The sequence below is a fragment of the Galbibacter kalidii genome (assembly GCF_026241135.1).
GTDB lineage: Bacteria > Bacteroidota > Bacteroidia > Flavobacteriales > Flavobacteriaceae > Galbibacter.
This window is the reverse complement of record NZ_JAPFGA010000001.1, coordinates 278326-301429: the sequence shown is the minus strand read 5'-3', so window position 1 is coordinate 301429 and position 23104 is coordinate 278326. Positions and strand designations below refer to the sequence as shown.

The following is a 23104-nucleotide window of genomic DNA, read 5'->3' as shown; positions in this document are numbered from 1 at the left end:
ACTACTTAATATTTCAACCACCTGTATATTTCCTTATAACTCGGTTTTTTACCGTACATCAATATCCCCACCCTGTATATTTTGGCGGCTAACCAGACTATAAAGATAAAGGTTAGTATCAATAATACAATAGATGCGATAAGTTGCCACCACGGAACACCCGCAGCACCTACCCCACTTGGTAAACGCATTAGCATCACAATGGGCGATGTTAAAGGAAATAAAGAAAAACCAACGGCTATAGGCCCATGCGGATTTTCAAAAACAGAGAAAAAGCCAACATAAATGGCCAGCATTAATGGCATAATAACCGGAAACATGAATTGTTGGGTGTCGGTTTCATTATCAACAGCAGCTCCAATGGCTGCGTAGATCGAACTGTAGATTAAATATCCCAATGAAAAATAAAGCAAAAAAGAAACTATTAGTGTTCCCCATGGAATTTTCATCAATTCGTTTACATACAATTGGATGGTGTCTTGAGAAGCCGAGGCTTCATTAAGGGTTTCCATGGCCTCTGGAGAAATATTAGCCTTGGAGTGTAAAACGTCAAGCTCAACGCCCATAAAAGACAAGACCACGAATGTTAGGATGCCTGCGGAAAGTATCCAGATGACAAATTGGGTGATTCCTGCCAAAGAAGTCCCGATGATTTTCCCCAACATCAATTGGAAAGGTTTTACCGAAGAAATAATCACCTCAATAATACGACTTGTCTTTTCTTCGATCACACTTCGCATGACAAAAGCGCCGTAAATAATGATGAACATCATGATGAGATAACCAAAACCACCACCAATGACAGCTTTGATCTCTGTTATTCCTTTTACGTTCTTTTCACCGCTGAAATTAACGATATTCATATCGTAATTTGCTCCCAAACTATTAATTACTTCCGGGGAAATATTTAAATCGTTCAATTTCTCTTCACGTATCCTGGTCTTTATTTTTCCTTCAAGACTTGCCAAGATGTCCATGCTTGGCGATTCTTTTGTATAAAACTGAATGCCTTCAGCTACAGCATCAATCTCACTTCCCCTCGGAATAAAGAGCAGACCGTAATATCCACTTGATCTCACCGAATCTTTGGCTTCTTCCAATGATAAATTCCTATAATCTACATAAGAAGCTTCGGCCCCTGTCTCAAATTGACGACTGAAAAAAGTGCTTTCGTCCAAAACGGCAATCACTCTTTTCTCTTCACTATTTACTTTTGCCAAATAAACCACCAAGGCTATCATGGCTACAATGATAAGCGGACTCAAAATGGTTAACACAATGAACGACTTGTTTCTAACCTTGGCCAGGTATTCGCGCTTTATAATGAGTAATAATTTGTCCATTTAATTGCGTTTTACCGTTTCAATAAAAATTTCGTTTGCCGTGGGCACTACTTCCACAAAGTGATTTACCCTGGCTTTAGAGGTTAGGTAATGGAGTAAACCATTGGCCGTTTCATTACTGTCGAGTTTTATGCGCACTTTAAGTTCGTCTTCCAAGGATTTAAAATGAGCTTCTTCAACCGAAAACTTACCCTCTAATTCAGATTTTAATGCGTTTTTATCATCCGTTTCTAATCCAACTTCATAGATATTGTTCTTGAAATCCCTTTTGATGTCGGTCAGTTTACCATCCAATATTTTGTTCGATTTGTGGATCAGAGCAATGTGTTCACACAATTCCTCGACAGATTCCATTCTATGGGTAGAAAAAATAACGGTAGAACCATTCTCTTTCAGCCTCAATATTTCATCTTTAATGAGATTTGCATTTATGGGATCGAATCCGCTAAAAGGTTCGTCAAAAATCAACAGCTTGGGTTCATGGAGAACAGTCACCACAAATTGAATTTTTTGTGCCATCCCTTTTGAAAGTTCCTGCACTTTTTTATTCCACCAGTCACCTATCTCCAACCTTTCAAACCAATATTTCAACTTCTTTTTGGCATCGGTCTTGTTCATTCCTTTCAGCTGTGCCAAATAAAGTGCCTGCTCACCTACTTTCATGCTTTTATACAAACCACGCTCTTCGGGCAAATAACCAATCATCTTAACGTGTTCGGGATGCAACCGCTCTCCATTAAAAATAACGTTTCCGGTATCGGGATAAGTGATTTGGTTGATGATTCTAATAAAGGTGGTTTTCCCGGCCCCATTGGGACCCAGCAAACCAAAGATGGTTCCTTCGGGGATTTCCAGGGATATTTTGTTTAATGCGGTATAATCACCAAAGGCTTTGGTGACATTTTCAGCGGCCAATAAATTCGCCATATTTAATTTGATTTGTTCAAAGATATTGAAATACTCCAAAAAGAGTGTTTTTACCAGATCTTTTTCCTTAATCTGGAAAAGAAAAACCCACCCTTAAAAAAAGTATCAAGGATGGGAAAAAATTGCTATGAAAAAGAAAAAATTAACACTAGGTTAGAACCAGTGTTCCTACAAAGATATATTTTTTAATAACATAAAAAAGTTAAATCATGAAAACATATCTTTCACTTTTTCAAAAAACGATTTGTCGCTTTTTTCCGGATTGGGTGTAAAATTTTCGTCCCCAATCATTTTTTCGAAAAACTCGCGCTGTTCTTTATTTAAGGCTTTTGGCGTCCACACATTGATATGGACCAACAAGTCTCCCTGACCGTAGCCATTGATACTTGGAATTCCCTTTCCTTTTAATCGTAATATTTTACCCGATTGGATGCCTTCTTCAAGTTTGATACGCACTTTCCCTGTCACCGTATCAATTTCTTTGGAAGTTCCAAGAACCGCCTCAGCAATGCTAACATACAAGTCGTAATGAAGGTTATCACCTTCCCGTTTCAAAGTTGGATGCTCCTGTTCTTCAATCGCTACCAATAAATCTCCCGGTACACCGTGTTTTCCGGGAGCTTCGTTTCCTTTTCCTCCAACTTTCAGTTGCATACCTTCTACAACTCCGGCCGGAATCTTTATGGAAACTGTTTCTTCTTCTACTTTCAGGCCTTGAGCATCTGCACCAGAAGGTCGGTTGTCCATCACTTCTCCAGCTCCACCACAAGTATTACAGGTTGTGGCTGTTTGCATTCTTCCCAAGATGGTATTGGTAACCCGTGTTACTTGTCCGATTCCGTTACAGGTTGAACAAGTTTTATAGGTTACACCTTCGGATTGTACTTTTCGCCTTACTTTGACTTTCTTTTCAACACCATTAGCGATCTCTTCCAAAGTAAGTCTAACGCGAATACGTAGGTTGCTACCCTTCACCCGGGCTCTACCGCCACCACCGAATCCGCCAAAACCACTGAATCCGCCGCCGCCAAAAGCACTTCCGAAGATATCTCCAAACTGACTGAAGATATCGTCCATATTCATGCTCCCACCGCCAAATCCACCGGCACCGTCAAAAGCTGCATGACCGTACTGGTCATAACGCTGCTTTTTCTCAGGATTGCTCAATACCTCATAAGCTTCCGCAGCTTTTTTAAACATAGCTTCAGCTTCTTTATCTCCCGGATTTTTGTCAGGGTGATATTTAAGGGCTTTCTTTCTGTATGCTTTTTTGATCTCAGCAGCAGTTGCATTCTTGTCGATTCCCAGTATTTCGTAATAATCTTCCTTCATGTACTTATAGTGTGGAAAGGATTACCCTTTCTTATTTTTATCAGAATTTTTAATCCCACTAAGTGGGTTTAGTTCCCCGATGCTCTACCTGCCTGTCCGGTAGGCGGGCATCGAAATGAATTGAGGTTTGTCCCCTTTATTTTTTTATAAACAAGGCCAATATTAAATGACCATGACAAAGCGTCAATAATTATTGTCCGACAACCACTTTTGGATGACGGATGATCTTATCTCCAAGCTTGTATCCTTTTTCCACAATATCAACAATTTTTCCTTTCAGATCGTCATTTGGAGCAGGAATCTGCGTGATCGCTTCATGAACCTCCGCATCAAAAGCATCTCCTGAGCTCACTTCTACTTCACTCAAGCCTTTGGCCTTCAATGTATTTCTGAATTTATTGCTTATCAGCTCTACTCCTTTTAGCGCCTCCTTGTCTTTGCTCTTAGCTATTTCTGCCAAAGCACGGTCAAAATCGTCTAAAACAGGCAACATTGACATCACAATATCTTGTCCGGCTGTTTTGAACAGCTCAATACGCTCTTTTGCTGTCCTTCTTTTATAATTTTCAAATTCAGCAAACAATCTCAAGAACTTATCCTTTTCCGTAGCCAATTCTTCTTTTAGTTTTTCCTCTTCGGTTTGTTCAACCTCTTCTTGTTCTACCATTTCTTCAACTGCTTGATCTACGGTTTGGGCTTCAGCTTTGTTCTCTTCAACTGTTACTTTTTTATTTTTATCTTCTTTCTTAGACATAAATTTTTAATTTATAAAGGCTCAATAATGATTGGCAAAAGTACTGCCAATCCTATAAAAATGTCAAAATGTCATTAAGACCTGATAACACTAGACACTCAGAGCAGTTTTTAATCGTTATAACAGACCTAAAAAAATTAATCATTTTTTAATGGCCGTATATCACCGATATTATTATTTTTGGTCTGCAAATTTTAAAAAGTAATTTGAAATGAAAAAAAATATCTTGGCAATTTCCATTATTGCCCTTATGACTGTTTTTACAGCTTGTAAAAAAGGAGCAAAAAACGAAGCTTCAACCGCAGAAGCTGAAACAGCGACAGCAACCACAGAAGCAGCTGTTAAATATAAAGCTGTTCCCGGCGAAAGCATTATCGAATGGAAAGGATCTAAACCTACAGGAACCCACATAGGAACCGTAACTATCGAGTCTGGTGTAATCTCACTGAAAAATGGTGTTGTTGAAAGCGGAAACTTTTTGATCGATATGAAAACCATTACCGTAACCGATCTTGAACCCGGAGATGGTAAAGAAAACCTTGAAGCCCACTTAAAAGGGACTGTTGAAGGAAAACAAGATCACTTCTTTAACGTAAAAGAGCACCCAACTGCCTATTTTGAGGTGACAGGAGTGGAAAAAGTTGAAGGTAAAACCATGCTTAAAGGAAATTTGGCACTTAAAGGTCAAAAGAAAAACATCGCTTTCCCGGTTTCTGTAACTGAAAATGGAGATGCTGTTATTCTAAAAAGCGAAGCTTTCCCAATCAACAGAACTGACTGGGGTGTAAACTATGGTTCTAAATCTATTTTTGATGATCTTGGTGATAAATTCATCAACGATGAGATAGAACTTGCTATTACCGTAAAAGCTACAAAGGCATAAGCAAGCTGAAAACACTAAATATACTAAGCCAATTCCTTCCGGAGTTGGCTTTTTTCGTTTAACAACACATCTTCTAAAGCCAAGGTAATGTTTGTAAACTCGAAATGATAGCCTTCCATTTCCAGTTTCTTGGCGCTTACACGCTGACTTACAGTTGCCAAATATGCCATTTTTCCAAGGAAAAACCGTAAAACCCATACAGGAATATTAGGCAAGAGCTTCGGTTTTTTATAAATATGGGCGATTTCACAAATCAGTTTTTTGTTTGTCACGGGATTGGAAGCCACCCCATTAAAGATTCCGGTCAATTCATTTTCAACGATAAAAAGATAGATGCCCGCTATGTCGTTGATATGTATCCAACTTTGCCATTGTTCACCATTGCCATAGGCAGCGCCCATGTAATATTTTACAGGCATCGCCATTTGAGGTAAAGCCCCTCCTGATGATGACAATACCAAACCCGTGCGCACCATCGCTACGGGAAAATGGTGTTTTTCAAGCGTTTTGGCTTCTTTTTCCCATGCTGCTGTTACTTTTCCCGAAAATGAATCATCAACGCTAAGATTGTTCTCTTCATAATAGTTAGTGTAGGAATGCGGATATATCCCAATAGCAGAAGCAGAAACAAAAGATTTAACTTGATGATCTACCTCTCCGATCGAACTATTCAATAAACGAAGTGATTTTATACGGCTGTTGAGGATTTTTTTACGTCGCAGTAAAGTCCACCGCTTCGACATACTTGCTCCTGCAAGATTGATCACTGCATCTACCCCTTTAAAACAATCGGTATCGATCTTGTTCCTGTCCGGATTCCAATAAAAACCTTTATAATTCTCCCGATTGGTCAGCTTAGCCCTATCCGTAGTAAGAAAGTGAACCTCATGACCTCGCTCATGGCACATATCTACCAAGGCCTTCCCAATCAATCCTGTTGCTCCTGTTATTAAAATCCTCACCTTCCTGTGCTTTTATGCAAAAGTACTTATTTCGAGGACCACAACAGTCTGATTTAATTTAGCTTTAACAGTTTGAGCAAAAAATATTAACGTAAATCAAGGATTCTTGAGCTGTTTTTTAACAGCTCTTAACATTTCCCGTTTTCCAGGTGGACCGGGAAGTTTTTCCACTTCAAAACCCACTTTTTGCATTGCCCTACGCACACTTCCTTTGGCGGCATAGGTGACTAAAATCCCGTTTTCCTTTAAGGCTGTGTACATTTTCCGAAAAATAGACTCCTCCCACAACTCCGGTTGCACACGAGCTCCAAAAGCATCAAAATAGATGAGGTTAAATTGGTCGGAATCATCAATATCGGCAAAGAATTCTTTTCTTTTTTTTAGCTGAAAGTAATCCGTTACCGAATGAAATTCTCCCCAACTCATTTGGTGCATTTCGGTAAACAAATCGGACTTGTCTTCTGCTTGAAGTTGCTCTATATAGTTCAAAAGTTTTACCTCTTCTTCTGAAACCGGATAAGCTTCTACTCCTTCGTAATCCACCTTAACCGATGCTTTTTCTGCTTCAATTAAAGTGATAAAAGCATTCAATCCCGTACCAAAGCCTATTTCCAGTATGGAAAGTTCTTTTGCTGGATTGTCTTTCAGAAAAGGGTAAAATCCGCTGTTGATAAACACATGATAGGCCTCCTGAACCGCTCCGTGTTTGGAATGGTAGTGTTCGTCCCACTCTTTTAGATAGATAGTCGATGACCCATCTGATGTTTTGATGATCTTTCTTTCCACTATTCTTCAATTAAAACGCCATCAGCCATAAAAGAATAGGTAACCGACGGTTTACTGATCGCTGCTATTTCCTCTTCTGATTTCCCTGCATCTTCGGCAAAGTGTTTTTGATCTTCGACCGACATTTGGTCTATAAATGCTTTTCCACTTACAATCACTTGTTTCCCCTGAATATCTTTCGGCACAAAAAACCCGTAGTCCTTAAACCGAACCATCGCCTCTTTACCATTTTCCAGGTCAAGTTTCATCCAGCATCCTTTTTTAGGGCATACACTGTTGACTGTTGCCGTGAATTTTGTCTCCAAGGTATCCCCCACCTCCAAGGAAGCATACTTGTCATTCATTTTTGAAGCTTCAACACTGTTATCTGCTTCTATAGTAGCTCCAAAAACCTCATAATTTTTTTGCTCATTGCACGACAGTAATACACAAGCTATTACCATCAAAATATATGTTCTTTCCATAATCCTTATTTTTATTCAAGAGCATGTTTAAACTGATTCCAATTGGCTAAAAAATGCCCTTTTTGCCCCATATTTCACCTTTTTCTCACCCCGTAGCTGCGGCTATGCGGCTCAAAAAAGCCTTCATATGGAACAAAAATCATCATTTTTTCACTTCAATCAAACCAGCTTAAATATGCTCTAACAAAATTATGCTATAAAATAACTTATTTTTACTTTCAATATTCAATTTTTTGACGGAATATTTTATAATTTAGCAGAAATAAAATGGAGTTATGGGCAAGGAGACCGCCACTTATATCGAAATTGAAAAGAGACAGACATCAAAAATAAATGATGTAGATTTTAGCAATTTAGCTTTTGGGAGTGTTTTTACCGACCATATGTTTGTTTGTGACTATGTGGATGGGGAGTGGAAAACACCCAAAATCATACCTTACCAACCGATCTCTTTAGATCCGTCTGCACGTGTTTTTCACTACGGACAAGCGGTTTTTGAAGGTATGAAGGCTTATAAAGATGAGAATGATGATATATGGTTATTCCGTCCGGAGGAAAACTTCAATCGCATAAACAAATCGTCTGAAAGACTAGCTATGCCGGAGTTTCCTAAAGATTATTTCTTTGAGGGTTTAACAACTTTGTTGAATCTGGACAAAGAATGGATTCAAAAAGGAATTGGTAACAGCCTGTACATCCGTCCGTTTGCTATTGCTACAGAATACGGTGTTTCGGCATCTCCTTCTAATAAATACAGATTTATGATCATCTGTTCTCCGGCACAATCTTATTACGGTGGTGAAGTTCGCGTTAAAATAGCCGACCATTACAGCAGGGCTGCAAGTGGTGGCTTTGGTTATGCAAAGGCCGCAGGAAACTACGCCGGTCAGTTTTACCCGACCAATTTGGCGCAAAAAGAAGGATTCCAACAAATTATCTGGACCGATGCCAGTACGCATGAATATTTGGAAGAAGCCGGTACGATGAACATATTTTTCAGAATTGGGGATACTTTGGTTACCTGCCCAATCAGCGACAGGATATTGGACGGTGTTACCAGAAAAAGTGTTATCACTGTAGCCGAAGACATGGGCATTAATGTAGAAGTAAGACCAATTAAGGTTCAGGAAATCCTTGATGCGTACAAAAACGGCGAACTGAAAGAAATTTTTGGTAGTGGTACCGCAGCAGTTATAAATCCGATTTTAGGCTTTGGCTACAAAGGAGACAAATGGGAATTACCAAAAGTAGACGACGATTCTTATTCTTCAAAAATAAAACAAACCATTATAGACATTCAGTACAATCTTGCTGAAGACAAACACGGTTGGCGGTATAAGGTATAGAAGAGAGAAGTCGGGAGTCGGGAAAATTTCAACATATAAAATAGATTTTCATTAGCTATAAAATGGCTCCCCTCTTTAGACAAAGAGGGGAATGAATCCGCCTCCAGCGATGGCGGAGAAAGGGGTGTTTTGAAAGCCCATATCTATTCCTAAAACACCAAACTTTCCGTTCTTGCCAATGGTTTGGGATATCAAACCCTCCGACCTCGTCCAATTCTTGCAGAATTGAACTCGGCCACCTCCCTTCGTCTGAAGGGAGAAGCCAAATTTTCTTTTCATCTTTGAAATTTGGTGCTTGGGATTTGGAATTTACCCTGTTATAACTTTTTAGCTTCTTCCCAAAAAACATCCATTTCTGCCAATGTCATTTCTTTTAGGGGTTTTCCTAATTCTTTGGATTTACTTTCCAGGTATTGGAATCGTTTTATGAATTTTTTATTGGTGCGCTCCAATGCATTTTCAGGGTTTATTTTCAAAAACCGGGCATAATTGATCATGGAAAAGAGTACGTCGCCAAATTCGGCTTCGATCTTGTCGCGGTTGTTGACTTTGACTTCTTGACTAAGTTCTGCCAATTCTTCCTGTAGCTTTTCAAAAACCTGTTCGGGTTGTTCCCAGTCAAATCCTACTCCGGAAACTTTATCCTGAATCCTGTTCGCTTTGACCAAGGCCGGTAAACTTCGAGGAACACCTTCCAAAACGCTTTTTTTCCCTTCTTTCAACTTGAGGTTTTCCCAATTTCTTTTGACGTCTTCTTCATCCTCTACTTCAACATCCCCATAAATATGCGGATGTCTGTCGATAAGCTTTTCACAAATACCGTTGGCGACATCGGCTATATCAAAATCCTTGGTTTCACTCCCTATTTTGGCATAAAAAACAATATGCAACAACAAATCGCCCAACTCTTTCCGAACTTCCTCCAGATCCTGATCCAGGATCGCATCACCTAATTCATAGGTTTCTTCGATAGTCAAATGACGTAGCGATTCCAAAGTCTGTTTCCGGTCCCACGGACACTTCTCCCTGAGTTCGTCCATAATCGTCAAAAGTCGGTCAATGGCTTGCAGTTGTTGTTCTCTCGAATTCATAAACAATAATTTATGGATACAAATTACGTTTTTTTGATTCAGAAAAAAGAGAAAACATCTTCTCTTTTCGTTCTAAAATGACCCAACCGGATCAAAAAAACAATCCCCGAGACAAAGCCAGGGATTCTTAAATATTATATTGGAATTGGAAGCTATTCAGAAGCTTTAGCGTCTTCTTTTGTTTCTTCCTCTTCTACTTCATCATCAAAATCGGTAATTCCTTTGTCGTGCAATAGATTATACCATTGAATCACTTTCTTGATATCGCTGGCATACACCTTGTCCTCATCATAATCAGGTAAAATTTCAAAGAAATATTCTTCCAATTTTATCTTTTCATCTTTATGGTTCACCTTGGTTTTTCCTCCGTTTTCCTTTTCTTTAATCTTATTGAAAACCTCTTTTAACGGCACTTCTTCAGTAAGCGTATATATAGCGATTTCTGAAAGCAAACTCACATTATTTCTCAAGCTAACGCTCAGTTTTTTACCATCCAACAGTGATTCGGCAACAAAGCCTGTTCGTGTTTGTGCCTTCAATTCATAAAGTCCCGGTTTTCCTGAAATGGCCAATATTTTATCTAAACCCATAATCTATTCTTTTTTTGAGATCGCAAATATCTGTGCTTTGACTGTTTTATCAAAACGTTTAACGTCCTTTTTTAGCATCCGGGAAACGCATTTTATAATCCACCTTGATCTTTCCTTTCGATATGTTGGTCAGTTTCCCTTTTAGTAGCCTCTTTTTCAGACTTGAAAGCTTATCTGTAAATAACACGCCCTCGATATGATCGTATTCATGCTGAATAACCCGAGCTGCCAAACCATCAAATTCTTCTACTTGTTTATTGAAATTGGCATCGTAATATTCAATTTTGATCTCGGCGTTTCTGGTAACATCTTCACGGATTTCGGGTATACTCAGGCATCCTTCATTAAAAACCCATTCTTCTCCGGTCTCTTCTATAATTTTAGGATTAATAAAGACCTTTTTAAAACCCTGCAAGAATTCGCGTTCATCATCACTCAATTCTTCATCGTCTGCAAAAGCTGAAGCATCTATAACAAAAAGGCGCATAGGAAGTCCTACCTGAGGTGCTGCCAAACCAACACCATAGGCATTATACATAGTTTCAAACATGTTGGCGATAAGCGCGTCGAGTTTAGGGTAATCTTCCGGAATTTCTTTTGCGACTTTCCTTAAAACAGGATCGCCATATGCTATTATTGGTAATATCATTTCAACTATTTTAAGGTCGCAAAAATACAAAGTTATTCCTTAACTGCTATGAAGCAATTTCAGAAAAGCGAATAATTATGACTGTAGCTGTATTATTTAACGATGACTTTCTTTGTAGTCTGAAAGTTCGCTGATTTCACATTTAAAATATAAACGCCTACTCCCATATCGGCTACACTAAAAGCAAAAGTTTGACGTTCAGTTTCTACGACTTTTACCATTTTACCGGTAATATCATAAAAACTCAACACTTTTTTTCCTTTATCCCCCATAGATATGTTCAACATATCTTTTTTATTTACGGGATTTGGATAAACTTTTAGGGAATCGTCGTCCTGTGCCTTCGCATATAACGAAAGCATACTTTCCAACGACCACTTATCAATATCAGAAGTGTTTGATTGAATTTGGGCGAATGATTTTGTGTGGGGCACAATCATCTTTTCGCTGTTCACCGTCGCCGGAAAAACGAGCTGTATGACAAAGCATAAGATTAAGGTAATTCTCATTTCATTCACTTTAGTTTTTACGGTTTACAAATGTCATGCCAGACATTTATAAAACTTATTATTAACAACAAAGTTAAAAAAAATTCAATACGATTCCCTCTTTTTATGCTATTTTAATTGAGTTTTAGTTAAAAAAACAACTGCCTTAGGGTAAGCCTGTCTACCGACAAAGGCAGGTCCACAAGGTATTCAAACAAAAATCTTGGTTCTTTTCGACGCAAAATATCAGGGGAATTAAACCCTCTTAGCGAGCTTTATTATAAAGGTAAGATTGTAGGATCACAGTAGCGCTCACCTCGTCCAAGAGCTCTTTCCTACGGCGTTGTTTCTTTTTTACACCACTGTCTATCATACTCTGAAAAGCTATTTTTGAAGTAAATCGTTCATCAATTCTTTTAACAGGAATATTCGGGATTTCTTCTTTCAATTTTTCTAAAAATGAAAGAATTACCGACTCCACATCAGAAAACTCGTTGTTCATGCGTTTGGGCTGTCCCACAACAATGAGTTCGACCGACTCTTTAGATGTATATTCTTTCAGAAAAGACAACAGTTCGGGTGTTGCTACCGTAGTTAGACCCGAAGCGATAATCTGCAACTCGTCTGTTACGGCAATCCCTGTCCTTTTTTCTCCATAATCCAATGCTAAAATGCGAGCCATTTGTATAGTTTTAGCAAAAATAGGGGTTAATATGTTATAGTTCTAAAAATATAAGGGTAATTCCTCACTTCAATTTATATTTGCAACAAAATTTTAGTTTACATGAAGGAAATTCAAACAATCATAGAAAACGCCTGGGAAAACAGGGAGTTACTCAAAGACGAAAACACGATAAACACCATTAGAAAAGTGGTGGAATTGCTCGATGAAGGTACACTTCGCGTGGCAGAGCCTACCGATGGTGGTTGGCAGGTAAATGAATGGGTGAAGAAAGCCGTAGTGTTATATTTCCCTATTCAGAAAATGGAGACCATCGAAGTCGGACCCTTGGAATTCCACGATAAAATCCCTTTAAAGAGAAATTATGCTGAAAAAGGCATCAGAGTAGTTCCTCATGCTGTGGCCAGACATGGTGCCTATATTTCTGCAGGAACAATCTTAATGCCGAGTTATGTAAATATCGGGGCTCATGTTGAAGAAGGCACGATGGTCGATACCTGGGCTACCGTAGGAAGTTGTGCTCAAATTGGTAAAAATGTTCACCTGAGCGGTGGTGTTGGTATCGGTGGTGTATTAGAACCCTTACAAGCTGCTCCGGTGATTATTGAAGACAATGCCTTTATCGGGTCCCGTTGTATTGTGGTTGAAGGTGTTCGCGTAGAAACTGAAGCCGTGCTTGGAGCCAATGTGGTACTGACTGCCTCTACTAAAATTATTGACGTTACTGGGGATGAACCTGTTGAAATGAAAGGACGCGTACCGGCAAGGTCGGTAGTTATTCCGGGAAGCTACACCAAAAAATTTGCTGCAGGGGAATACAACGTTCCGTGTGCATTGATCATTGGTAAAAGAAAAGCGAGTACTAACAAAAAGACATCGTTAAACGATGCTTTACGTGAATATGATGTAGCTGTATAGGTCAACCTCCCGCCTTAGGCGGGGAGGCTTTTTTTCCGTCGCGGAGAAGCGTATATTTGACAAAAATATTTACGTCTTGAATCAGCCCGGAAAATTATCAACAGTTATTATCACATACAACGAGATCAATTATATTAAAGATTGTATTGATAGTGTCCGTTTTGCTGATGAAATTATTGTTGTGGATTCATTTAGCACTGATGGCACTTGGGAGTACCTTGAGAATGATCCGCAAATAACCGCTGTTCAACATCCTTTTGAAAACTTCACCAAACAAAAATCGTACGCGCTAAGTCTGGCGAATCACGACTGGGTGTATTTTTTTGATGCCGACGAACGCATTACACCTGCCCTTCAGCAAGAAATCATTGCGACGATAAACCATCCGGAGGCGAAGGATGCTTATTGGAATTATCGCAGTTTTATGTTCAAGGACAAACGGCTTTATTTCAGCGGATGGCAAACCGATAAAGTCTATCGCCTGTTCAAAAAAAGTAAGTGTGAATTTACCGATGAAAGAATCGTTCACGAAACCCTAAAGATAAACGGCACCGAAGGAAAACTGAAAGAAAAGCTTATTCACTATTCCTATAAAAACTACGAAGACTACAAAAGCAAAATGCTGAAATACGGCCGACTAAGAGCCAAAGAAACCCATCAAAAAGGAAAAAAATGGACTATAATACATCAATATGCGCGTCCGATGTGGAAATTCTTCAATCACTACATTCTCAGATTGGGAATCTTGGATGGCCGTAAAGGGATCACTATTTGTTATCTAAACACTCTGGGGGTGTATGAGCGTTATTGTGAATTGAGGCGATTGGAGAGTAGAAATTAGTTAATTGAGTTAATCGGTAATTAGGTTATTATCTTTTTATAACAGCTACCTACCCTACTCCCTAAATTTATTCCTCTTTTAAATTCTTTATTTCCTTTTTAAGTCCCGGAAGTTCTTTTACTATAATAGTCCATATAACTTCGTCAGAAATACTATCATATTCGTGAGCTATCCTATTCCGTGTTCCGATTATCTTTTGAGCGTTTTTTATTTCAATATCACAATCTTTGTGTTTTGAAATTCGGCTAACAGCCTCACCGATAATCTCAATATTTCTTTCAACTGCTTTTTTTGTTTTTAAATCTTTTTGGTATTCAAGAAAGTTTCTTTTTTCTGGAAGGAAATCATCTATTTCATCAATAGACCTAATAATATCTTCAAGCCAAGCATTAATTCTATTGTCCATAGATCAGGATTTTTGTAGCATCAAGTTCTTTTTTAAAAAACTGGTTTTTAATCCCTCTCACTTCAATAAGGTCTATTTGGCGTTTCAGCAATTTTTCCAGCTTTTCTTTAAGCTGAAAGTATAAATCGGTGTATTTAAACGGATCGTTTTCTTCAAAATCAACAACAAAGTCAATATCGGAATCATCGTTAAAGTCATCGCGTGTCACTGAACCAAAAGCAGAAAATGTTCGAACTTTGTATTGCTTACAAAGCTTTTTGATACGATTGATATTTTCCTCATTTATTTGCATACCCCAAAAATAGTTAAATTTTCGTTCAGTTCATTGATGCTATGATATGTTCAAGTTCTGATTTAACAGTTCTACGTCAAAATTTATTTTAGCATTAAACATCCGAAAAGCTTTTAGTAAGGTTTCAATTCTAGTATCAATAAAATTATCCTATTTTGGAATTTGGTGCTTAGAATTTGTTTTTTTATCCACTACAAAAACTTCTCCCTATACCACTCCACTTGTTTTTTTAGGCCTTCTTCAAAGGTGGTTTCGAGTTTGTATCCCAATAACTTTTCGGCTTTGCTTATCAGTGCTGATGTGCGAAGTTGATCGCCGGGACGTGGCGGTGTGATCTTCAGTTTTGCTTTAAGTCCGATGATCATCTCTATCAGTTCTATTCCTTGTTGTGTGGTGTATTCATGATTAGAACCAATGTTGATGATCTCTCCGTTTATTTTGTCTTCCTTTCCGATTACAGCGGCCATTCCACTTACAATATCACCTACATATGTAAAGCTTCTGGAGTGTTTTTCACTACCCTCAAACAACGGGAATTCGGTTTGCTCGTAAATGGATTTGATCAGTTTTGTGTATAATTTTTCCGGACGTTCCCTAGGACCATAAACCGAATACAAACGTAACGAACAGGCATTCAGTTTTCCGGTGCGCTGCTCCCCCAGGACCAATTGCTCTGCTGCCAATTTGGTCGTTCCGTAGAAAGAAACCGGTTTGGGTTCAGCGGTTTCGGGCAGGGTGGCCTCCTTTCCGTAGATGGAAGAAGTGGCGATATTGACAAACATGCTGAGCTTCGGACTATAAACTCTTACCCAATCCAACAGGTTTTGCGTGGCAAAAATATTGTTTTGAACATATTCATCCAGCATAACCGTAGCCGAAATACCCGGTTGTGCCGCAAAGTGAAAAACATAATCGAAATCTGCCGGAAGCTTTTTGCTCAAATCATCCATAAGGTCACACTCCACAAAAGTGACACCTGCCGCAACCACATCTTCAACATTCATTTTCTTCAACTGCGGATCGTAATAGGTAGAAAAATTATCTATTCCATACACTTCATGCCCTTGTGCAGCAAAATATTCAGCGGTATGAGAGCCAATAAACCCAGCACATCCCGTTATTAATATTCTTTTATTTTTCTTAGAATCTTTATTTTTCATTTCTAACTATCCTGTTCCCGACCTATGAAATACGATTTGAGGCGATTGCCCAAATACATTTTACCATAGTGGGTTTTTAAATATTTTTCCCGTTTTAATGCATCCTTTTGATTCAAACAACCTTCAAAATAAATCAATTTAAACGGGCGTCGATTTTTCGTTGATGTCACCTTCCCTTTTTGATGTTCCTCAAATCGTGATGACAAATCTTTGGTATAACCAGTATATTTCTTACCATCTTTTAACGACAACAAAACATATACATAATAATATTCCGCAAAATTATTTGTCATCATTTCATGGGTTAAAACCCTGCTACTCCTGTTATTAATATCTTCATCTAATTAGCTTTTTTTTTACAATCCCATAAGGTGTCCAAACAGCCCTTTTTTCTTTAGTTGCTTTTCTTATCGCCTTGTTCCTGGCCAGTGTCTCTTTATTTTTATATCCCCTTGCATGGTCTAAATGCACACAAGTAGAACTATAACGTATTTGTATCGGTTTGACCCCATTGTTCACCATCCGAGCTCCCATTTCACGATCTTGACCTCCATATTGCATTCGCTCGTCAAATCCGTTTACCGCCACAATATCTTTTTTCCATCCTGAGGAATTATTGCCGTTCCATGTAGTTTTTGTGGGGGTGATAAAATTCAGCATACTGGCTTTTCTCTTGCTCTTCGTAAGTTTATTCAATTTAAAAGTAGATGGCACTCCATTTTCCTTCAACCATTCAGGATCAAAACACCGTCCGGCAAAAATATCTTCCTTGTTAATCTTTTTCGAAGTTTCCATAGGAAGCTTAAAATATCCTCCGGATAAAAAATGTCCTTCTCTTTTAGTCGTATAGTGAATTTCTAAAAAATCAGGTCTCGGGATGCAATCGCCATCACTCATCACGATATATAGTGCATCGCAAACCAGAATCGCCTTGTTGAGAATTTTTGATTTTTGAAAGCCATCGTCTTCCTGCCAAACGTGTTTTATGGGATAAAAAACCTCAGTCTTCATCTGCTCCAGAAGTTCTTTGGTTGCCGGGCCGGACCCATCGTCTGCAATGACCATCTCAAAATCCTTAAATTGCTGATTTTGATACCCCCATAATACCTTCTGCAACCAAACTTCAGAATTATACGTACTTATTATGACTGAAATCTTTATTTCGCTCATTGAACTGATGTTTCACTAGGTGTCCACAAAAATATGAATGTTAATTTATATATTTGTTAATCTACAAAAGAATACACATTATTAAACTTCGTTAATGAATAAACTTTCTGTTATAATCCCAACCCTAAATGAAGAGCTTTTTATTAAAGACGCTATTCTAACAGCAAGCTTTGCAGATGAAATTATTATAATTGATTCGTACAGCACAGATAAAACCATTGAACTTGCCAAAAAACACCCTGTAAAAATTCTTCAACGTGAATTTGATGATTTTTCATCACAGAAAAACTATGCAATAGATAAAGCTTCATACAATTGGATTTTTATTCTTGATGCAGATGAAAAGATCCCTTCAGCATTAAAAAAAGAAATCCAGCAAGTTTTACAAAAAGAGAATAAAAATGTCGCATACGAAGTACTGTGTTCCCATATCTTCATGGGAAAAAGGATGAAATATAGTACATTCAAGAATGAGTGGAAGCTTCGTTTCTTTAACAAAGAATTCTGCAAATATGGAAAAAAGCTTGTGCACGAAGATATGGTCATTAATGGAACAACAGGAAGATTAAAAAATCATTTTGACCATTACACCTACAGAAGTTTTGACCACTTTATATCAAAGAAGAATAAATATGCATGGTTACAGGCTGAAGAATATTATAAAAAAAATAAAAAGCCTTCATTCTATCATTTCGTAATAAAGCCTTCTTTTCGGTTTTTCAATCAATTTATTTTACGAGGGGGGTTTTTAGATGGTTTTCCCGGTTTTGCCAGTGCGTATATAAATTCTTATGGCGTAATGACTCGTTATATAAAATTGTGGTTATTACATAAAGGTCTAAAATAGTATGCATTCAGAAATAAAAAAAGCTATAACTACACTCAACCAAGGTGGACTCATACTCTACCCTACAGACACCGTTTGGGGAATTGGTTGTGACGCCACCAATGCTGAAGCCGTAAAAAAAGTATACGAACTGAAAAAGAGAAGTGACAGTAAAGCGCTTATCTGTTTGGTTTCAGACCTCAGGATGTTACAAAAGTATGTCTATGAAATCCCCGAGGCGGCCTACGACATTATCGAATTGGCCAACAAACCCACCACCATTATCTACGACCGCCCCATAAATATAGCTCCCAACCTTATTGCCGATGATGACAGTCTGGCTATTCGGGTGGCTTCCGACGAATTTTGTCAAAAATTGATCCGACAATTCAAAAGGCCGCTCGTATCTACATCGGCTAATATTAGTGGTCAACCAACGCCAAAAAGCTTTTCAGAAATAAACGAGGAAATTTTTAAAGGTGTGGACTATGTGGTAAATTTGCAACGCGAAAAAATCAGCAGTCGTCCGTCGTCTATTATCAAGATTGGTGAAGGTGGATTGGTCAAGATTATTAGGAAATGAGCCACTAAAAAAAGAAAAAGATTATCCATTATAAGACCTATTAGCTTGTGTCCCCCTGAGCGCAGTCGAAGGGTCAAACAAAAACGTCTCGACTGCGCCTGTCTGCCGACAAAGGTAGGCTCGACGCGACATTTTAATTCTATAGTCATGGATATGCATAAATAAAAATAATGCCAGAAAACAATTATATAAAAGCCATACAGGAACCCATTTTTGAAACTATAGCAAAAGCTTCTGCCGAACTCGGTGTCGAAAGCTATGTTATTGGTGGTTATGTGCGTGATTTTCTTCTGAAGAGAAATACGCCTAAAGATATCGATGTGGTGGCTGTGGGCAACGGAATCGATCTAGCCCAAAAAGTGGCTTCCCTCCTTCCCGAAAAACCAAAAGTGTCGGTTTTTAAGAATTTTGGAACAGCCATGATCAAAAACGATGATCTTGAAATCGAGTTTGTTGGAGCCCGTAAGGAAAGTTATCATTTTGACAGCCGAAAACCCGTAGTGGAGGACGGTAGTTTAGAAGATGACCAAAACCGAAGGGATTTTACCATCAATGCTTTGGCCATTTCCCTGAATGAAAAGAATTATGGAACGCTTCTCGATCCTTTTGATGGTGTTTCAGATTTAAAAAAGAAAACCATTCGCACTCCGCTTGATCCGGATGTTACCTATTCTGATGATCCACTGCGAATGATGCGCGCCATACGCTTTGCTTCTCAATTGCATTTCAATATTGAGAAAGCTTCGTTGGAAGCCATCAAAAAAAATAAAAAACGTATCAAGATCATCTCCAACGAACGCATTGTGGATGAATTGAACAAAATTTTGTTGAGTGAAACGCCTTCCGTTGGTTTTAAATTGCTGTTTGACACAGGCTTGCTCCATATCATCATGCCCGAACTGACCAATTTGCAAGGGATTGAAGAAAAAGAGGGACAACGTCACAAAGATAATTTTTGGCATACATTAGAAGTAGTGGACAACATCAGTAGAAACACAGATGACCTTTGGTTGCGTTGGGCGGCACTTTTGCACGATATCGGAAAAGCCCCGACCAAGCGGTTTGACGATAAGATTGGGTGGACCTTCCACGGACATGAGTTTGTAGGTTCGAAAATGGTGTACAAGCTTTTTAAGCGCCTGCATATGCCGTTGAACGACAAGATGAAATATGTACAAAAACTGGTTTTGATGAGCTCTCGCCCTATCGTGTTATCACAAGACATCGTGACCGATTCGGCCGTGAGAAGACTTATTTTTGATGCCGGTGACCATATAGAAGACCTGATGAAGCTTTGTGAAGCCGATATCACGACAAAGAACCCGAGACGTTTTAAAAAATACAACAACAACTTTAAGATTGTACGCAAAAAAATAGCCGAAGTCGAAGAACGCGATCATATCCGTAATTTTCAACCTCCGGTGGATGGTGCTGAAATCATGGAGACATTCAACCTAAAACCGTCCAAGGAAATAGGGATTATCAAAGAAGCGATTAAAGAAGCAATTTTAGAGGGCGAAATCCCAAATGAATATGAAGCTGCCCGTGAATTTATGTTGGAACGGGGGAAGAAGTTGGGGCTTGTTCCTGCTAATAATGATTAGCGATCCTTTTAAGGAAACACCCCTATGGTCCCCTCAAGGGGACAATTAATTCTCCCTTTGAAGGGGCAAGGGGGATGTTCAACACACAAAAATGATTATAAAACATCATAACTCTTGAAAAAGAACTTCAGAAAAATAGCAAAAACCACCTTAATCCTCACCTATTTGGTGATTATTGCCGGGGCCGTGGTACGAATGACAGGAAGCGGTATGGGGTGTCCCGACTGGCCCAAATGTTTTGGACATTATATCCCTCCTACGGAAATATCGCAACTGGAATGGCAACAAAACAAGCCTTTTAAAAAAGGACAAGTCATTATTGTTGATGAAACCCTAAAAGTGGCCAAAGAAGATTTCACCACCGCAGATTCCTACAATAAAAACAACTGGAGCAGCTATACCAAACATGATTATGCAAAATTCAACCCTACCCACACTTGGGTTGAATATATCAACAGACTTTTTGGGGCACTCGCCGGCTTTGCCACACTATTGATGGGCTTTGCTTCCTTTAGGTATTGGCGTAAAAACAAATGGGTTCCTATTCTGTCATGGCTTACGGTATTCGGTATGGGATTTCAGGCTTGGCTCGGTGCTACCGTAGTTTATTCTGTTTTGGCTCCCGTTAGAATCACCTTACACATGGTCATGGCTTTGGTGATTATCGCTGTGATCTTGGTCATCATCTATCAAACAAAAAAAGAACGCCCTGCTTTAAAAAGGGATCGACTTTTCTCATCGGTTATTATCGCTGCGCTCATCCTATCGCTTATTCAAATTGTTCTGGGAACACAAGTCCGCCAATTTGTAGACGAACAAATAGATACTATAGGGGAATTTGCCAAAAATTTATGGTTGGCAACACCCGAAATGGATTTTTATATTCACCGATCGTTATCGGTTTTGGTATTGCTCTTCAACGGTTTTTTATACTTCAGGAACAAAAAACTCGGCTTAGGGTTTTCTAAAATGAATTGGGTATTAATCCTTATTGTTTTAGAAATCCTCACCGGAATTGCCATGTATTATTTTGATTTCCCTTTTGGTAGTCAGCCGCTTCATTTGGTGATAGCTTCTTTACTGTTTGGAATTCAATTTTATTTATTCTTAGAAGCAAAAACACATAAAAAATCAACTGCCTTAGGGTAATATAGATAACTATCATGACACGAATAAACCTTAACCCATTTCAATACAGAGCATCAAGGAATAAACCCCTACTTAGTGGGATTCAGCCGAAATCTTTGTAACTTGCAACACGCTGAAAAAATCAAAAACAATGATCTATAAATTTAGAGTTATACTGGACGCCGAAGAGGATGTTTTTAGGGATATTGAAATAGAAGGCAACAACTCTATGGAAGATTTCCACAATGCCATTGCGCAAGCTTTTGGCTTTGACGGTACCGAAATGGCTTCCTTTTACGTAAGTGATGAAGAATGGAACCAAGGCGAAGAAATCGCCCTTTTTGACATGAGTGAAACCGGCAATGAAGTGCGCTTGATGGCCGAAACCTATATTGAAGATCTTCTGGATGAAGATAATAGAAACCTTATCTATGTCTATGATTTTTTGAGTATGTGGACCTTCTTTGTTGAATTGGCCGAAATCGCCGAAAAAGAAGATGGTAATACGTATCCTAATTTACTTTTTGTTCACGGACAATTACCAGATGCGCCTCCCGTAAAACAATTTGAAGCCGAAGACCTTTCAGATGCAGACGGCAACGAAGGACTTGACCTTGATAATTATGACGATTTTGACTTTGACGAACATTGGAACTAATTCAAAATACGAAATTAGAAGTACGAAGTTAGAAATATTTTGATTCTAACTTTTTCTTCACTTCTAACTTCCAACCTCTAATTTTTAACTTAACGATGATCAATTTATACCCAACACAAATAGAAAGCCTTTCCATACACAGAATTGGAAACAAAAGTAAAAACGAAACTACATTTTTTTCAGAAGAGCCTTACCGTCTCAATGATGAGATTACGGCTTTACTAAAAGAGTATTTCTTTAAACCCTTCCGCGAAAAAGAAGAAAACTATTACAGTTTCTCCCACGATGTTGATATCGAATTCAACGAGCTTTACAATATCGTATCGGATATTTTTACGGATCCGGCTACTGTTCATAAAAACTCAAAAAGCATTGCGACTCATCTATATGATCAGTCGAACCATCCACATATCAAAAGTGGAGAGGTATATGTCACTTATCTATCTGATGTGGTTTTGGACAATGAAAAAATCGATGCTATTGGGATCTTCAAATCAGAATTGAAACACGATTTTCTCGAATTTGAAGAAAAAGGCACCAATTTGGATATTTTGATCCGTCAGGGAATCAATATCAACAAACTGGATAAAGGTTGTCTTATCCTCAACACCAATAAAGAAGAAGGTTTCAAAATTCTTTCAGTAGATAGCAACCGCTACGACACCAAATATTGGTTGGAAAATTTCTTAAGCGTTGATGCGCTCACCGATGAAACATTCTTTACAAAAAAATACCTTAAGTTCTGCCAGGATTTTGCCAAAGACGTGGTTTTACCTGCCGAAGACAAAAAAGAAGAGGTGATGTTTATGAATCGTGCGGTGAACCACTTTGCCAAGAACGACGATTTTGAGGAAACCGGTTTTTTGAATGAGGTGATAGACAATCCGGAATTGATCCCTGAATTCAAACACTATAAAACCGAAAAGGGACCTAAATACAGTATTGAAGACGTATCCTCTTTCCCTATTGCCAACAAGGCTGTTTCGGATGCCCGAAAAAAGATAAAGAACGTCATTAACCTGGATACCAATATTCAGATCAAAATGGATTTTATCAATCCGGAGTCCGCTGAAAAATTTGTGGAAAAAGGATGGGACGAAGAAAAACAAATGTATTATTACCTCGTCTATTTTAACAAAGAACAAAAGTCTTAAGGTAAGATTCGAGTAATAAATATGCCTTTACTTTGGTAACAGTTCAATAGTGTACAGATAATTCATA

General features: G+C 38.5%; 27 protein-coding genes. 10 read left to right on the top strand and 17 right to left on the bottom strand.

Going from position 1 to position 23104, the window contains the following annotated elements:
• Positions 1-5 precede the first annotated feature (5 nt).
• The 4 genes from OOZ15_RS01295 to OOZ15_RS01280 form a co-directional block, all read right to left on the bottom strand.
• Entirely contained in the window at positions 6-1343 is a 1338-nt protein-coding gene (locus OOZ15_RS01295; protein ID WP_265953900.1) for an ABC transporter permease, read from the bottom strand.
• A complete protein-coding gene (locus OOZ15_RS01290; RefSeq protein ID WP_265953899.1) occupies positions 1344-2270 on the bottom strand; it encodes an ABC transporter ATP-binding protein in 927 nt (308 codons plus the stop codon).
• Positions 2271-2477: 207 nt separating this feature from the next.
• Positions 2478-3602 carry a molecular chaperone DnaJ gene (gene dnaJ, locus OOZ15_RS01285; protein ID WP_265953898.1) on the bottom strand — a complete coding sequence of 375 codons (1125 nt, stop codon included), beginning with the start codon at positions 3600-3602 and terminating at the stop codon, positions 2478-2480.
• Positions 3603-3792: 190 nt separating this feature from the next.
• On the bottom strand, positions 3793-4356 hold the full coding sequence (locus OOZ15_RS01280; protein ID WP_265953897.1) for a nucleotide exchange factor GrpE: 564 nt from the start codon (positions 4354-4356) through the stop codon (positions 3793-3795).
• A 211-nt stretch (positions 4357-4567) separates the two neighbouring features.
• Here OOZ15_RS01280 and OOZ15_RS01275 point away from each other — a divergent pair, with 211 nt between their 5' ends.
• Positions 4568-5239, top strand: a complete 672-nt coding sequence (locus OOZ15_RS01275) for a YceI family protein (RefSeq protein WP_265953896.1) — start codon at positions 4568-4570, stop codon at positions 5237-5239.
• Between the two features lie 23 nt (positions 5240-5262).
• Here the strand turns inward: OOZ15_RS01275 and OOZ15_RS01270 are convergent, their stop codons facing one another.
• The 3 genes from OOZ15_RS01270 to OOZ15_RS01260 all read right to left on the bottom strand — a co-directional run bounded on the left by OOZ15_RS01270 (position 5263) and on the right by OOZ15_RS01260 (position 7451).
• Positions 5263-6201: a TIGR01777 family oxidoreductase gene (locus tag OOZ15_RS01270; protein WP_265953895.1), complete on the bottom strand. Its 939-nt coding sequence runs from the start codon at positions 6199-6201 to the stop codon at positions 5263-5265.
• 96 nt (positions 6202-6297) lie between these two features.
• On the bottom strand, positions 6298-6987 hold the full coding sequence (gene mnmC2 / locus OOZ15_RS01265; RefSeq protein ID WP_265953894.1) for a tRNA (5-methylaminomethyl-2-thiouridine)(34)-methyltransferase MnmC2: 690 nt from the start codon (positions 6985-6987) through the stop codon (positions 6298-6300).
• Positions 6987-7451 carry a DUF4920 domain-containing protein gene (locus tag OOZ15_RS01260; RefSeq protein ID WP_265953893.1) on the bottom strand — a complete coding sequence of 155 codons (465 nt, stop codon included), beginning with the start codon at positions 7449-7451 and terminating at the stop codon, positions 6987-6989. The genes mnmC2 and OOZ15_RS01260 overlap by 1 nt, the downstream gene beginning before the upstream one ends.
• 275 nt (positions 7452-7726) lie before the next feature.
• On the opposite strand from OOZ15_RS01260, the gene OOZ15_RS01255 reads away from it, so the two are divergent.
• Complete coding sequence (locus tag OOZ15_RS01255; RefSeq protein WP_265953892.1) at positions 7727-8797, top strand: branched-chain amino acid aminotransferase; 1071 nt, start codon at positions 7727-7729, stop codon at positions 8795-8797.
• Between the two features lie 317 nt (positions 8798-9114).
• Here the strand turns inward: OOZ15_RS01255 and mazG are convergent, their stop codons facing one another.
• The 5 genes from mazG to ruvX form a co-directional block, all read right to left on the bottom strand.
• Positions 9115-9888 (bottom strand): nucleoside triphosphate pyrophosphohydrolase, encoded by a 774-nt coding sequence (mazG, locus tag OOZ15_RS01250; RefSeq protein ID WP_265953891.1) that lies wholly within the window; start codon positions 9886-9888, stop codon positions 9115-9117.
• 152 nt (positions 9889-10040) lie between these two features.
• Positions 10041-10478 carry a DUF5606 family protein gene (locus tag OOZ15_RS01245; RefSeq protein WP_265953890.1) on the bottom strand — a complete coding sequence of 146 codons (438 nt, stop codon included), beginning with the start codon at positions 10476-10478 and terminating at the stop codon, positions 10041-10043.
• Positions 10479-10536: 58 nt separating this feature from the next.
• Positions 10537-11127, bottom strand: a complete 591-nt coding sequence (gene def, locus OOZ15_RS01240) for a peptide deformylase (protein WP_265953889.1) — start codon at positions 11125-11127, stop codon at positions 10537-10539.
• Positions 11128-11219: 92 nt separating this feature from the next.
• A complete protein-coding gene (locus OOZ15_RS01235) occupies positions 11220-11636 on the bottom strand; it encodes a T9SS type A sorting domain-containing protein (RefSeq protein WP_265953888.1) in 417 nt (138 codons plus the stop codon).
• 244 nt (positions 11637-11880) lie between these two features.
• Complete coding sequence (gene ruvX, locus OOZ15_RS01230; RefSeq protein ID WP_265953887.1) at positions 11881-12297, bottom strand: Holliday junction resolvase RuvX; 417 nt, start codon at positions 12295-12297, stop codon at positions 11881-11883.
• Positions 12298-12399: 102 nt separating this feature from the next.
• On the opposite strand from ruvX, the gene OOZ15_RS01225 reads away from it, so the two are divergent.
• Positions 12400-13215: a 2,3,4,5-tetrahydropyridine-2,6-dicarboxylate N-succinyltransferase gene (locus tag OOZ15_RS01225; protein ID WP_265953886.1), complete on the top strand. Its 816-nt coding sequence runs from the start codon at positions 12400-12402 to the stop codon at positions 13213-13215.
• Positions 13216-13291: 76 nt separating this feature from the next.
• Positions 13292-14056: a glycosyltransferase family 2 protein gene (locus OOZ15_RS01220; RefSeq protein WP_265953885.1), complete on the top strand. Its 765-nt coding sequence runs from the start codon at positions 13292-13294 to the stop codon at positions 14054-14056.
• A gap of 67 nt (positions 14057-14123) precedes the next feature.
• On the opposite strand, the gene OOZ15_RS01215 is transcribed toward OOZ15_RS01220, so the two are convergent.
• The 5 genes from OOZ15_RS01215 to OOZ15_RS01195 all read right to left on the bottom strand — a co-directional run bounded on the left by OOZ15_RS01215 (position 14124) and on the right by OOZ15_RS01195 (position 17084).
• Positions 14124-14462 carry a HepT-like ribonuclease domain-containing protein gene (locus tag OOZ15_RS01215; RefSeq protein ID WP_265953884.1) on the bottom strand — a complete coding sequence of 113 codons (339 nt, stop codon included), beginning with the start codon at positions 14460-14462 and terminating at the stop codon, positions 14124-14126.
• Positions 14452-14754: a nucleotidyltransferase domain-containing protein gene (locus tag OOZ15_RS01210; protein WP_265953883.1), complete on the bottom strand. Its 303-nt coding sequence runs from the start codon at positions 14752-14754 to the stop codon at positions 14452-14454. The genes OOZ15_RS01215 and OOZ15_RS01210 overlap by 11 nt, the downstream gene beginning before the upstream one ends.
• A 191-nt stretch (positions 14755-14945) precedes the next feature.
• Positions 14946-15914 (bottom strand): NAD-dependent epimerase/dehydratase family protein, encoded by a 969-nt coding sequence (locus OOZ15_RS01205; RefSeq protein WP_265953882.1) that lies wholly within the window; start codon positions 15912-15914, stop codon positions 14946-14948.
• Between the two features lie 2 nt (positions 15915-15916).
• Entirely contained in the window at positions 15917-16210 is a 294-nt protein-coding gene (locus tag OOZ15_RS01200; protein ID WP_265953881.1) for a GIY-YIG nuclease family protein, read from the bottom strand.
• Positions 16211-16250: 40 nt separating this feature from the next.
• Positions 16251-17084, bottom strand: a complete 834-nt coding sequence (locus OOZ15_RS01195) for a glycosyltransferase family 2 protein (RefSeq protein WP_265953880.1) — start codon at positions 17082-17084, stop codon at positions 16251-16253.
• 94 nt (positions 17085-17178) lie between these two features.
• On the opposite strand from OOZ15_RS01195, the gene OOZ15_RS01190 reads away from it, so the two are divergent.
• The 6 genes from OOZ15_RS01190 (at position 17179) to OOZ15_RS01165 (ending at position 23037) form a co-directional block, all read left to right on the top strand.
• Entirely contained in the window at positions 17179-17931 is a 753-nt protein-coding gene (locus OOZ15_RS01190; protein ID WP_265953879.1) for a glycosyltransferase family 2 protein, read from the top strand.
• Between the two features lies 1 nt (position 17932).
• Positions 17933-18493, top strand: coding sequence for an L-threonylcarbamoyladenylate synthase (locus tag OOZ15_RS01185; RefSeq protein WP_265953878.1), 561 nt, complete (start codon positions 17933-17935; stop codon positions 18491-18493).
• A gap of 170 nt (positions 18494-18663) precedes the next feature.
• A complete protein-coding gene (locus OOZ15_RS01180; protein ID WP_265953877.1) occupies positions 18664-20097 on the top strand; it encodes a CCA tRNA nucleotidyltransferase in 1434 nt (477 codons plus the stop codon).
• A 114-nt stretch (positions 20098-20211) separates the two neighbouring features.
• Positions 20212-21246, top strand: coding sequence for a COX15/CtaA family protein (locus OOZ15_RS01175; protein WP_265953876.1), 1035 nt, complete (start codon positions 20212-20214; stop codon positions 21244-21246).
• 130 nt (positions 21247-21376) lie between these two features.
• Positions 21377-21883, top strand: coding sequence for an IS1096 element passenger TnpR family protein (locus OOZ15_RS01170; protein WP_265953875.1), 507 nt, complete (start codon positions 21377-21379; stop codon positions 21881-21883).
• Positions 21884-21978: 95 nt separating this feature from the next.
• On the top strand, positions 21979-23037 hold the full coding sequence (locus tag OOZ15_RS01165) for a nucleoid-associated protein (RefSeq protein WP_265953874.1): 1059 nt from the start codon (positions 21979-21981) through the stop codon (positions 23035-23037).
• Positions 23038-23104: the final 67 nt, after the last annotated feature.